At 69.9% G+C, this 12,202-nt stretch carries 11 protein-coding genes; all 11 read right to left on the bottom strand.

The features are described from left to right. Nucleotides 1-19: 19 nt before the first annotated feature. Complete coding sequence (locus ACGFNN_RS06565) at nucleotides 20-886, bottom strand: ABC transporter permease (protein WP_393553569.1); 867 nt, start codon at nucleotides 884-886, stop codon at nucleotides 20-22. 32 nt (nucleotides 887-918) lie between these two features. Beyond that, a complete protein-coding gene (locus ACGFNN_RS06560; RefSeq protein WP_393553567.1) occupies nucleotides 919-1,959 on the bottom strand; it encodes an ABC transporter substrate-binding protein in 1,041 nt (346 codons plus the stop codon). Nucleotides 1,960-1,973: 14 nt separating this feature from the next. Then, the gene (locus tag ACGFNN_RS06555; RefSeq protein WP_393553565.1) at nucleotides 1,974-3,599 is read right to left on the bottom strand and encodes a carboxylesterase/lipase family protein; all 1,626 of its coding nucleotides are present in this window, start codon (nucleotides 3,597-3,599) and stop codon (nucleotides 1,974-1,976) included. Nucleotides 3,600-3,643: 44 nt separating this feature from the next. Next, on the bottom strand, nucleotides 3,644-4,327 hold the full coding sequence (locus tag ACGFNN_RS06550; protein ID WP_393553563.1) for a GntR family transcriptional regulator: 684 nt from the start codon (nucleotides 4,325-4,327) through the stop codon (nucleotides 3,644-3,646). A 66-nt stretch (nucleotides 4,328-4,393) separates the two neighbouring features. Next, complete coding sequence (locus tag ACGFNN_RS06545) at nucleotides 4,394-5,254, bottom strand: amidohydrolase family protein (RefSeq protein WP_393553561.1); 861 nt, start codon at nucleotides 5,252-5,254, stop codon at nucleotides 4,394-4,396. 47 nt (nucleotides 5,255-5,301) lie between these two features. Next, nucleotides 5,302-6,285 carry an ABC transporter substrate-binding protein gene (locus ACGFNN_RS06540; protein ID WP_393553559.1) on the bottom strand — a complete coding sequence of 328 codons (984 nt, stop codon included), beginning with the start codon at nucleotides 6,283-6,285 and terminating at the stop codon, nucleotides 5,302-5,304. Nucleotides 6,286-6,343: 58 nt separating this feature from the next. Beyond that, nucleotides 6,344-7,222 carry a hypothetical protein gene (locus ACGFNN_RS06535; RefSeq protein ID WP_393553557.1) on the bottom strand — a complete coding sequence of 293 codons (879 nt, stop codon included), beginning with the start codon at nucleotides 7,220-7,222 and terminating at the stop codon, nucleotides 6,344-6,346. A 37-nt stretch (nucleotides 7,223-7,259) separates the two neighbouring features. Continuing rightward, nucleotides 7,260-8,435: a DUF3500 domain-containing protein gene (locus tag ACGFNN_RS06530; protein ID WP_393553555.1), complete on the bottom strand. Its 1,176-nt coding sequence runs from the start codon at nucleotides 8,433-8,435 to the stop codon at nucleotides 7,260-7,262. A gap of 73 nt (nucleotides 8,436-8,508) precedes the next feature. After that, on the bottom strand, nucleotides 8,509-9,420 hold the full coding sequence (locus tag ACGFNN_RS06525) for a hypothetical protein (RefSeq protein WP_393553553.1): 912 nt from the start codon (nucleotides 9,418-9,420) through the stop codon (nucleotides 8,509-8,511). Nucleotides 9,421-9,425: 5 nt separating this feature from the next. Next, the gene (locus tag ACGFNN_RS06520) at nucleotides 9,426-11,081 is read right to left on the bottom strand and encodes a thiamine pyrophosphate-binding protein (RefSeq protein ID WP_393553552.1); all 1,656 of its coding nucleotides are present in this window, start codon (nucleotides 11,079-11,081) and stop codon (nucleotides 9,426-9,428) included. After that, entirely contained in the window at nucleotides 11,078-12,148 is a 1,071-nt protein-coding gene (locus tag ACGFNN_RS06515; RefSeq protein WP_393553550.1) for an amidohydrolase family protein, read from the bottom strand. The genes ACGFNN_RS06520 and ACGFNN_RS06515 overlap by 4 nt, the downstream gene beginning before the upstream one ends. Nucleotides 12,149-12,202: the final 54 nt, after the last annotated feature.

Genomic DNA, 12,202 nt, shown 5'->3' with positions numbered 1-12,202 from the left:
CGTCGCTCCGCGCGGCTGCTCAGCTCTTGGTCTGCGGGCGGCGGCGGGCCGCAAGGCCGAGCCGCTTCAGCGCGTAGGAGTCGAGAGCGGTCAGCACCCCGTTGAGGCTGAGCGTCAGCGCGACAAGCACGATCAGGCCGGCGAACTCCGAGGCAGCGTCGAGGTTCTGGGCCGCGGTGAACAGCTCGTGCCCCACTCCTTCGGACGAGGCGATGAACTCGCCGCCGATGACACCGAGGATGGCCAGCGGCCCGCCGGTCTTGAGCGCGGCGAAGAACGGTGCGGCGAGCGTCGGTATCGTCACGTAGCCCAGCACGTGGTGCCTGCGTCCCCCCATCACCTGGACCACCTCGACGAGTTCGCGTTCCCGCAGCCGGAGCCCCAGATAGATGTTGTAGAAGACCACGAAGGCCACACCCGTCATGGCGATGGTGATCTTCGACCACTGCCCGATGCCGAAGAACAGCAGGAACAGCGGGGCCAGCGCGATCTTCGGGATGCCGTTGACGGCCGCCACCAGCGGCTCCAGGACCCGCCCGAGGAGCGGGAAGGAGCCGAGGAAGAGGCCCATGACCGTACCGGCGGCCACCCCGAGACCGAAGCCGGACAACACCTCGACCGTGGTCACCCAGATGTTGTTCCACCCGGCGGAGGAGCCCAGCATGCCGGTGAGCGCGTCGTACACGTCGGTGGGTTTGCTGACCGCGTACTCCGGTACGACGGGGCCGCTCATCACCTGCCACAGCACGAGCGCCAGAACGATCACCAGGACGCGCAGCACGATGACGGTGGCAGTACTCTGCGCGCGGGGCTGCGCCCTCTTCGCGGGGCGCCCCGATGCCTTTGTGGTGGTCTCGGTCACAGCATTGTCCGTGACGGTTGCCATGTTCTGCTCCTCTCCGGTTCGGTTCGGCCGTGTCACGGCAGGTACGTGTTGGTCCAGTCGTCGGACGACACACTCGCGTCCGGGACCGCTCCGATGCCGTCCTTCACGAAGGCGACGGTCTTCTTCCAGCCCTCCTCGTCCTGCTTGGCCGAGGCGGGCCAGTCCACCTCACCCACGGCCTTGCTCAGCACGTCGTCGGGGACACCGGGCAGGCTCTTGCGCGCGGCCGCCAGGACGGCCTTGTCGTCGGTGGGGTGGGAGTCGAGGTAGGCGGTCGCCTCGTGCACCGCAGCGGCGAAGCCCTTCACGGTGGCGGAGTTGCTCTTGGCGTAGTCCTGCTTCACGACCACGACCTGGCCGTACCCCGCCTGCTCGTAGGCCCATTCGGGGACCTTGGTCGGGTCGGCGACCACTACGCCGTCTCCCTCGTGCTGGACCTGGAGCGGAATCGGCTCGGAGGTGATGAACCAGTCGACCTCGCCCTTGGCCAGGGCGGCCTTGTCGGCGGCCGGGCTGGGCAGCGAGACCCACTTCAGCTTGTCCGGGTCCACCCCGTGGGCCTTGAGGAAGATTCCCGCCTCGGCCTTGGTGTTGGCGGAGCTGGCGCCGGCGATCGAGTCGGCGAGTGCCTCGGCCACCTTGTCGGCGGGGGTGTCGGAGGTCAGCTTGTGCTTCTTGGCGAAGTCTGTGCTGACCACGATGCCCAGCGGGTTGCCGCCGCCGTTGGTGGCGACCGAGAGCTCCGGCAGCCCCTTGCTGAGCCCGGCGAGAAAACTGGTCGGGCTGGAGTTGAGGAACTGCACCGAGCCCGACTGCAGGGCGGACGTGCCGGTGGACGCGGTGAGGGTCACATACTTGATCTTGATGTCGTGCTTGTCGAAGTAACCGTTCTCCTCCGCCAGGCGGATGGACATGTCGAAGACATTGCCGCTGACACCGACCGAGACGGTCGTCTTGCCGTCGGAGCCGACCGACGAGGAGCCGCCGTCTCCGGCACAGGCGGTGAGACACGCGGCGCCGCACAGCAGAGTGGTCGCCAGCGCGAGGTGCGAACGGTTGATGCGGTGGTTCATGGGAACTCCCTTGTTCACCAAGCTTGCTGAGTACGGAAGAAGCGGGTCCAGAAGTCGGTGCGCACCGGATCGGACACGGGGACCGGGCGGCAGCGGGCACCGAGCTCCATGACGGTGCGTGCGTCGGCCGAGTACGCCGGCCAGTGCGGCAGACCGTGGCCGTTGGGGTCTCCGGTGGCCGCGAAGTTGGCCCAATAGGCGGAGACGACCCGGGCGATCTCGCGGTCCGCCTCGGTCCATGTGCCGATGTGAGCCGTGGTGTTGCCGAATACGTAGTCGATCTCCGAGCCGTGGCCGGCCCGCCGCGGGCCTCCGTCCCCGGCCGGGGTGCGGTGGGTCCAGAAATAGGTGTGCAGTGTGCCGGCGACACGGCGGGTCCAGTCCGATCCCCACAGGTAGGTGGAGATACGGGAGTTGTCGCGCGCCGCCTCGCTGCCCGCCCTGGCCGCCTCGTGATCCGTGGCGGCCGGGTAGAGCCGGAGGAACTCGTCGGCGAGCGGGCCGAACTTCCGGCGCGCGGCGGTGACATGCTGCTCGACGGTGGTGGTGACCGCCGGCGCGCCGGGCCTGGTCCTGCGGCGGCCGACGCGCAGCGCTGCCGCCATCGCCTCCGGGACTGCGCCGGCCTCGTCGAGGTTGTTCCCGGCGAGGTAGTCGACGTCGTTCTGCAGGCCTTTGGTGTACGTCTCGTCGTAGCCGGCGGGCAGTGCCCAGCCGTCCACGACGGGCCGGAACAGCGGCGGTGACGCGGGGCCGCCGGTGTCGACGCTCACGTCGACGGGGTGGTTGCCGTCGATCAGTTTGCGCCAGTGCAGGGACCGTAGTTCATCCGCCGTGCTCGCGCCATGGGCGCGTGCGTAACGATCGCCGGCGGTCTCGGCCGCCGTCGACGTGCGGTAGGACGTGGACAGGTAGCGGAGTTCGGGATCACCGGGGTGGCGTGCGTGGCTCTGTGCGACCGCCCTCCGGAACAGGCCCTTGGCCAGCGGGGACATGGCCAGGAAGTTGACCATGCCGGCGCCCGCCGACTGCCCTGCGATGGTGACCCGGTCCGGGTCGCCGCCGAAGTGCCCGATGTTGTCACGCACCCAGCGCAGCACGGCCAGGCAGTCGAGCAGCCCGTAGTTCCCTGAGGACCGGTTGTCCGACTCGGCGCTCAGCTCGGGTGTGGCCAGGAAACCGAAGGCACCCAGGCGGTAGTTGAAGGTGACGACGGTGAGTCCTGAGCGGGCCAGGTTCTCGCCGTCGTAGCGGGGGTTCGCCCCGGTTCCCTCACGAAATCCGCCGCCGTAGATCCAGACGAGGACCGGCCTCCGCTCCTCACGGTAGGCCGCGCCCGTCCAGATGTTCAGGCTCAGGCAGTCCTCGCTCATCGGCATGTCGACGCCGGTCCCGGCGGTCGGCACCTGCGGGCACATCGGCCCGAAGCGGTCGGCGGGCCGTACCCCGTCCCAGGCCACCGGGGGCTGCGGCGGTTTCCAGCGCAGTTCACCGACGGGTGGTGCGGCGTACGGGATGCCCCGGAAGAGGGCGATGCTCCGGTCGCGGCAGTGGACGCCTTCGACGGATCCCGCTTCGGTGTGGGCGGTGGGGCGGCCCATGTGTTCCTCTCCGCCCCGGTCACCGGCCGCCGGTGCCACGTCAGGCAGCGTTCGCGACGGGGCGATGGCTGCCTGACGTGACGTCAGCGCGGTGGCTGTGGGGACTTGTCCAGCAGCAGCGCCCTGCGGGCGGAGCCGACGTGATGGCGCATCGCCGCGTTGGCGGCGTCGGGGTTGCGCGTGACGATGGCCAGGAAGATGACCTGGTGCTCCTCCAGCGACCCGGTCCTCGGGTGCTGCACGGAGAGGTTGCGGTACTGCCGCATCACCAGGGGGTACAGCAGGGTGTCGTAGGCGCGGGCCAGGGTGATCTGGTGCGAGGCGTGCTTGATCTGCTGATGGAAGCTGCGGTTGCCCCGCGAGTAGGCGTCCTGGTCGCCACGCGACTGCGCCTCCTCCATCTGCTGGAGGGTGCTGCGCATCCCCTCGATCTCCTCGGGGGTCGCCCGCTCCGCCGCCTTGCCGGCGAGGGCGGCCTCCAGGATCTCGCGGGCCTCCAGGATGTCCGCCGCCTCCTCGACCGAGAAGCTCCTGGTCCGCACCCCGCGATTCACCTCGCTGGTGACGTAGCCCTCCTGCGTGAGCCTGGCCAGCGCGGTACGCATCGTGCTCCGGGAGACATCGAACATCCTGGTGAGGTCCGCTTCGGTCAGCCGTGTCCCCGGCTCGATGCTCCCCGACAGCAGCAACGTGCGCAGCCCCTCGTAGGCATGGCTGTAGCGGGTGGCCGACGCCTTGGACGTGACACCGGTGCTTTCGCTGTCCACCTGGTCCGCCTTTCTCTTCCGTCAACGTGGGAACCGAGGCGGGAACAGTAGCCGACCGCACGACGATCAGTTCCCGCGCCGGCCGAGGAACGGGTAGAGCCGCCGGGCCGTGCCCGCGAAGATCTCCTGCCGGACGTACTCGGGCAGCTCCACGAGGACGTCGTTCGCCAGGGTGAGGAGCTCCGGCAGTGTCTGCTCGGCCGCCGGGCAGTTGGAGCCCCAGGCGATCCGCTCGGCGCCGAACGCGTCGATGACCGGTCCGAGGAAGTCGGCGGCCCGCTCTCCGGCGTCCTGCAACCGCTCGAGATTGCGGTGCGTGAGCTTGAGGTGGAGACCCGGGTGAGCTCCGAGCTTCGCGACCTCCTCACCCGCGCGGGCCGGCGAGGCGGCTACGTCGGGGTAGCCGATGTGGTCGAGGAGCACTGTGACACCGGGGAAGCGCTCCAGCAGTTCCACCAACTGTCCGGTGGCCGGGCCGAGGCGCATCTGGAGGCAGACCGGCAGGCCGAGTTCGCCCGCCTGCTCCCAGAAGGGGAAGGTCTCCGGGGCGACGAACCACTCGCCCTGGGTGGGCACGGTACTCCCGCTGGTGAACAGCCGGACCCCGGCGAGCCCGCCCTCGCCCACCGCGGCCTTGAGGTTCTCCGCCGCGTCCGGGCGCAGCGGATCGACGGTGCCGACGGCGACGAAGCGCTCCGGCCACCGGCGGCTGCTGTCGAGGACGTAGGAGTTGTCGTAGCCGTAGTTGGTGGTGGCCTGGACCAGGACGGCCTGGTCGATGCCGGTCTCGTCCATCCGGCTGACCATGCCCTCGGCGGTCACGGGGCGGCTGGCCGCCCACTCGGACTGCTTGCCTCCGATCGGCGCCTTGGGGTAGCGGGCCTGGTCCTCGGAGATGATGTGGCAGTGTGCGTCGACGACGTCCACGGGGTGCTCCTTGTCCTTGTGTCTGGGGGGTGTGCTGGGTGCGGGGCTCAGGCTCTGGGGTAGTCGCCGGCGGCGAAGAGCGAGGGCAGCCCGGTGACGGTTCCCGGGTCGAGCAGGCCCTGGTCCTCGGCGAAGCGCACCATCGCGTGCAGGCTGGCCTCGTTGGCCTCGATGCCGTACGGCACGGGGTCCGCGGCGATGGCGCGGCCCTGCCGGGCGAGCCGGGGCACCGCGGACCAGTCGGGCTGCGCCGCGAGGTGCCGGCGCTTGCTCTCGGCGAACGCGGCGTACAGCTTCGACGGCAGCTCCGGGTCACGCTCGACCAGCTCGGTGCGGACCGAGATCAGGGAGTGCAGGGGGTAGACGCCGGTCCGCAGGTAATGGTCGACGGCGATGGTCCCGGCCTCCGGGAACAGCGGGTAGGGGCTGTCATCGCCACCGGCCTCCGGTTCGGCGGCAGCCGTCCAGCCCGCCTTGGGCGCGCCCGCACGTCCGGTGCCGGCGTTGCCGGTCAGCGCGGCGTCGATCTCTCCGGCGCGCAGCAACTCGCCGAGGGAGCGTCCGTCGGTGACGCGCTCCACGTTGGCAGGCACCCTGCCCTCGACGTGATCGTCGTCGTCGACCACCCAGGTGATCTTGTCGATGTCCACGCCGTACTCGTCGCGCAGCACACCGCGGACCCACACGCCTGTACTCACGGAGTAGGCGCGCACGCCGACCCGGCGTCCTTCCAGGTCGCGGGGGACCCGGATGCCGGAGCGGGCGGCGCACTGCACGTCACCGTGGTGGAAGCGCCGGTTGAGGAACACCGGGACAGCGGTGAGCGGCACACCCGCCTGCCGTGCCATCAGGTAGGAGACCGGGGCCAGTTCGCACACGTCGAACTCCAGGTCCCGGATCATCCGCCGGTAGGCGCCGATGACCGGCTTGACCTCCACCGGCTCGACCAGGTACCCGTCCGGTCCGGTCTCGCCGTCCAGCAGCGGCCGCGCGTGCGGGAAGTCTCCGAGTACCACCGTGAGCTTGTCCATCGTCCGTCCTTCGTTCTCTGTTCTGTTCGCTGTCCGGCCGGGTCCCGCGCGGCGGTGCTCAGCCGCCGAGCCTGGCCGGTGGGACGCCGAGGGCCGCGCAGGACCGCTCGACGAGTTCGTCGTAGTCGACGGCGCGCGGGATTACGTCCTGCTCCAGCGCGTAGGAGGCCGCCTTGGTGAACGCGGCCCGCAGCCCTTCGAAGCCGACCGGGTGCAGGGGGAAGGGCCCGTCCTGCTCACCCGTTCCGAGCACCGCCTTCATCGCGTCGTACGCGGCGAGGACGGCCTCGGGGTGTTCGGCGGCGGCCTGCTCGGAGATGCCGACGACATGGTTGACCGGGATGAAGCCCTGGTCCTTCGCCCACTGTTCGGCGACCGCGCGGGCGTCCTCGACGGCGGTGCGGATCCGGTCGTCGGCGGGCAGTTCGTTGCCCATGATCCCGAAGTCGACCCGGCCTGCGAGGAAGTCCGCCGGGAGCTTGGTCCCCTCGGGTGCGCGCCTCACCCAGGACGGGTCCTCGGCACCCTCGACGTGGTGGCCCTCGTACGTCGTCCAGTCGGCCTTACGCAGGTCGACGCCGTACTGCTCGGTGAGGAAGCCGCGCATCCACACCCCGGTGGTCTGGCTCCAGGCCCGTACCCCCACGCTGTGTCCCTCGACGTCGGTGACCGACAGGCCGCCGAGGGACACCAGTGTCTGGTGCTGGTGGCGTCCGAGGGTGGTGACGGGCAGCAGCAGCACCGGCTTGCCGTAGGTGAGCGCTTGCAGGACGGTCACGATCGCCAGTTCGCACAGGTCGGCCTCCGACCTGTTCACAAAGCCCCTGGAGGCCTTGTGCACCGGCTTGACGGCGACGCGCTCCGGTTCGGCGCCCGCTTCACGGGCCGCGGTCAATGCGGCTGCCGCGAGGTCGTCGCGGCCGAGCACCAGCTTCATCTCTCGACTCCTCTTCTGTGTCACGTTCATCGGGCCCTCAGCCGTGGTGGTGATGGTGGCCGTGCGGTGTGTGGTGGCGCTCACGGTGCTGCCGCAGCAGGTCGATGCCGAAGTCGTTGCCGTTGGGGGTGCGGACCATGGTGTGGATGTGCCGGCGCGACGGGTAGTCGTTGTCGAAGAGCACGCCCGCCATGTGCTCGAACTCGACGAGGATCACCGGGCTGTGGAAGCGGTAGTAGAAGGTGCCGTCGGGGTCCCCGACCCAGCCGAAGCGGGTGTCACCCTCGTGCTCCAGGACCTCGTTCATCCGGACCCTGGCGTGGTGGTCGGCGGCCCGGTTCACGTACAGCCCGAGCAGCCGGCGCGCGGTGTCCCGCTGGCCCGGGGACATGTCGGCGAGGCGCAGTCCCGCGTAGTCGAGCTCCCAGTTGTCCCGGAAGGCCCCGACGGCCAGTTCCTTCGGCAGCTCGTCGGCGATGACCGCGTGCCCCCGCTGCCGGCCGTCGAGCTGGGTGAACAGCTCGTGGCCGAGGGCCTCCTCGCCCCGGAAGGCCACCGTCCCGGCGTACTTCCCGGACCCCGCGATCACCGGCTCGGCGCCGAGGAAGGAGGGGGTGAGGACCATCTGGTCCCCCACGAAGACGCAGTTGATGTTGACGTGGTGTCCGTCGATCTGCCAGCCCCAGGGGCCGCCGTTCTCCGGCTCGCCGTAGACGGAGAACCAGTACAGCCACTCGTTGAGCCCGTGGGTGTTGTCGCTCATCTCGCCGATGGTGAGATTGAGCCGCATCAGGTCGATCATCTGGCGGTAGCCGTCGACGCTGAGGCTTTCCCGGACTACGGCGAGGGCACGTTCGCGTCCCGCGTCGTCGAAGTCCTCCAGCAGCAGACCGTGGCGCAGGAAGTAGCGGGCGCCGTTGTTCCAGTGGCGCCAGCTCACGTCGTCCATCGGGAAGCGGCCCTCGGTGCGCTGCTCCTCGGTCAGTCCGTCCAGGTAGTCCTCGGCAGCCAGGTACACCTTGCTGACGTCGGCCCCGGTGTCCCGCAGCCGGAACACTCCCGGCGCGATTCCGTCCGAGGTGGCCACACCCCTGAACGGCTCGCTCGCCGCCTTCAGCCGCCATGCGACCTTTTCGAGCAGGTCAGGTGTCCAGACCTCCGGCTTGCGTGTGGGCGGGTTGCCCCGCTTGCGCAGCCCTACCGGCTCTCTCATCTCCGCTCCTCCTCTCCGTGGTCTTCAGCAGGTGCGCCGCGTCCCCGCGGCGCACCTCGTTCGGCCGGTCCCGTCACCGGTCGAGGTAGGCCGTCATCCGCTCGGTCGCGACGACGTCCACCGGCCGCCCGATGAGCTCCTGCTCCAGGGCGTACCGCCCGGCGACCTCCAGGCAGGTGGTCAGCGAGTCGCTCCACCCGGCGCCGACCGCGCGCCCGGCGGGTGAGTCGTCACGCAGGCCGGCGGTGTCCGCGATCGACTGCTTCAGAGCGCGGTAGAAACCGAGTACGGCGTCCGGACGGGTACGCAGTACGTCGTCGCGGACCACCAGCAGATGGTTGGCGGGGATGGTTCCGTGCCGCTCGGTCCAGGCCAGCCCTGCCGCCTCGGCGTCGGCCACGAGCGGAACGAGGCCCGCGCCCTGGCCGCCGATCGCCTTGGGACCGAGTACCGCCGCGGAGACCTCGTGGGCGGTCAGCAGGTCCACGACCCGTCCCGCCTTCGACCGCTCCACGTAGGGAGGGCTGGCGTACTGGGCGACGTGGACGTCCTCGGTGGTCACCCAGGTGATGTCGGAGGACTTGACGCCGTACTCCTCCTCGAGCCAGCCCCGCACCCAGAGCCCGGTGGTCTGGCCGTAGGCACGAACGCCGACTCTCCGTCCGACGAGGTCGCCGGGGGTGATCTCGGGGTCGTCGGGCAGCCTGGTCAGGGAGCGGTGGTGGGTGCTTCCGACCAGCACCACCGGCAGCAGCGTCACCGGGACGCCGACGTCCCGGGCCTGGAGGTAGGTGGCCATCGGCATCTCGCAGATGTCGTAGGCCAGTTCCCTGACCATCCGCGCGAAGGCCGGCGGAAGCGGGGAGGACGTCAGGAACTCGCAGCCCGTTCCGGGCACCGGCACGGTCCCGTCGCGCAGCGGCCGGGTGTGCGGGTGGTCGCCGAGCATCACGGTCAGCGGCTCCGTCGGGTGTGTCCCGTTCACGCCGCTCACACGTCCTCGCCGTACTGGATCCGGCGGTACGGGGTGCTCAGCACCTCGCGGGTGATCCGGACGTCGATCACGGTGGGCCGGGGCTCGCGTACGTACTCCGCCAGCGCGTCGCGCAGCTCCTGCGCGGTACGGACTGTGGCGCCGCCACCGCCGAGCGCTTGGGCGACCGTGCCCAGTTCGGGCGTGGAGATGGTCGCCAGGTCCGGGTCGAGGCCCTTGGCCTTGGCCTTGTGGTACTCGGCGCCCAGACCCTGGTCGTTCATCACGACGACCAGCAGGGGGATGTCGTAGCGGCACGCCGTCTCGAATTCGGAGAGGTGCATGATGAAGCTGGCGTCGCCCTCGACGACGAAGCCCGGCTTGTTGCCCTTGGCCACCATCTGCCCCATGGCGATCAGTGGGGCCTGGCCGATGGCGCCGAACATGCCGTAGTTGGAGAGCACGTCGCGGGAGCGCTGGAAGAGCATGGTGCCGAAGTCGGTCTGGTGACCGCTGCCCAGCACCAGCCCGAAATCGCCCGGGAGTTCGTGGTCGAGGATCCAGATCGCCTCACGCGGGTCGAGCCGTCCGGGCTCCTGGACGTACTCGGCCGGCGGCTGCGCCCTGGCGGCCAGGTGCTGCTGGACCTCGCCGGTGTGGAAGCCCTCCAGTCGGACGGACCGCTCCTGGAGTACGCGGGTCAGCTCGGTGAGGGCGCTGACCGCGTCGGCCTGCAGATAGCAGTCCGCCGTACGGCCGTTGCCCATTACCAGGTGCGGGGCGGTGTCGATCTGGATGTACGTGGCTTCCGGGTAGAGGTAGCCGCTCTCGATGGTGTAGTGGTTCAGGCTGGCGCCCACCGCGATCACGCAGTCGGCCTCCTGAAGCAGTTCCATCGACAGCTTGTCGCCGAAGAGGCCCGACAGGCCGACGTGGAACTCGGTGCGGTCGCAGAGCCAGTTCTTCGCCTGCAGCGTGGTGGCCAGCAGCGCGCCGGTACGGTCCTGCAGGGCGAGGATCTCCTCGCCGGACTCCGCACGGCGCGCCCCCCGGCCCGCGATGATCACGGTGCGCTTGGCGTTCTGGATCAGGTCGCAGGCGGCCTGGACCTTGGCCGGGTCGGGCAGGAGCCGGGACTTCTCGATCAGGGCGGTGGACGGTACGTAGTCCTCGTCGTAGTCGTCCATCTCGGCGACCTGCACGTCGAACGGTGCGCTGATCATGACCGGCCTGGACCTGGTCCTGGCCAGGTAGAAGGCGTCGCGTACGGCCTCCTGGGCGTTCTCGGGCCGCGTCACCTGGATGAACTCGCACTCGATCGCGGCGGCGAAGCGCCGCTGGTCGAGGTACTGGGTCGCGCCCTCGTCGCCCAGCGGGGTCTCCCCGCAGAAGGCGACCAGGGGGGTGCCCGCCCGGCTCGCGCAGAGCATCGAGGTGGCCAGCTGGGACACTCCGGGGCCGCTGGTCGTGGTGACCACGCCCGGTACCCCGGCGCCGCGGGCCCAGCCGTCCGCCATGCCGAGCCCGGAGCCTTCGTGGCGTACCTCGTAGAGCCGGACGCCGCGGTCGGCGAGCGCGGCCATCCAGTGCATGTTGGCGTCGCCCATCATGCCGAAGACGTCGGTGGTGCCTTCCTTGACGAACGCCTCGGCGAGCGCTTCGTAGACCTTCACCGGTGGTTCTCCTTCACGTTCGCCGCGGCCGTCGCCCGCGCTTTCAGGACGCCGTCGAGCCGGGAGAACACCCGGAGCGCGTTACCTCCGTAGACCGCCTGCCGGTCGGTGTCGCTCAGGCCGTCGATGGAGTCGAGGGTGTACTTGGTGTCGTCGAAGCGGCGCCCGGTCTCCGGGTCCACGCTGCGGACGGCGCCGATCATCTCCGAGGCGAAGAGGATGTTCTCGGCGGGAATGATGTCCAGCAGCAGTTCCATGCCGCGCTTGTGGTACACGCAGGTGTCGAAGTAGACGTTGCGCAGGACGGCTTCCTCCAGCGGCGGCCGGCCGCGGTCCTGCATCATTCCCCGGTAGCGGCCCCAGTGGTACGGGACGGCGCCGCCGCCGTGCGGCAGGATCAGCTTCAGTGTCGGGAAGTCCTTGAACAGGTCGGACTCGCACAGCTGCATGAACGCCGCGGTGTCACCGGCGAGGTAGTGGGCGCAGGTGCCCTGCATGGCCGGGTTCCTCGACATCGCGACGTGGATCATCGCGGGGACGTCGAGCTCCACCATCTTCTCGTAGAGCGGGTAGTACACCCGGTCCGTCAGCGGCGGCGCCTGGTAGTAGCCGTCCGAGGGGTCGGGGTTCAGGAGGCAGCCGACGAAGTCCAACTGCTCGACACAGCGCTGAAGTTCCTCGACGGAGTTGCGTACGGAGGCGGGCAGCGCGTCGCCGGGGGACTGCGGAAGCTGGCACACGCCGACGAACCGCTCGGGGAAGAGGCCGCACACCCGGGAGATCAGGTCGTTGCTGACACGCGACCAGTCGAGGCTGGTCCGCTCGTCGCCGTAGTGGTGGGCCATCTTGCCGGCGCCCGGCGAGAAGACCGTCAGGTCGGTGCCTCGCTCGACCTGCAGTTTCAGCTGCCCGCCCTCGATGGCGGAGCGGATCTCGTCGTCGGTGATGTGGAGCTGGTCGGGTGCGACCCGCGCTCCCGACTCCTCGAACGCCTCGATCTGTTTCCGGCGCCACTCCCCCAGCGCCGGAGGCGCCGTGGTGAAGTGACCGTGACTGTCGATGATCATGATGTGCTCCGAAGCTCGCGGTGCGGTGGTTCTCGTGAGGGCGGGCGGACGGCG

This window comes from Streptomyces sp. NPDC048590, from assembly GCF_043199535.1.
In the GTDB taxonomy this organism is placed as follows: domain Bacteria; phylum Actinomycetota; class Actinomycetes; order Streptomycetales; family Streptomycetaceae; genus Streptomyces.
Note: the sequence above shows the minus strand (reverse complement) of the source record. Positions and strands in the feature narration are given on the sequence as shown.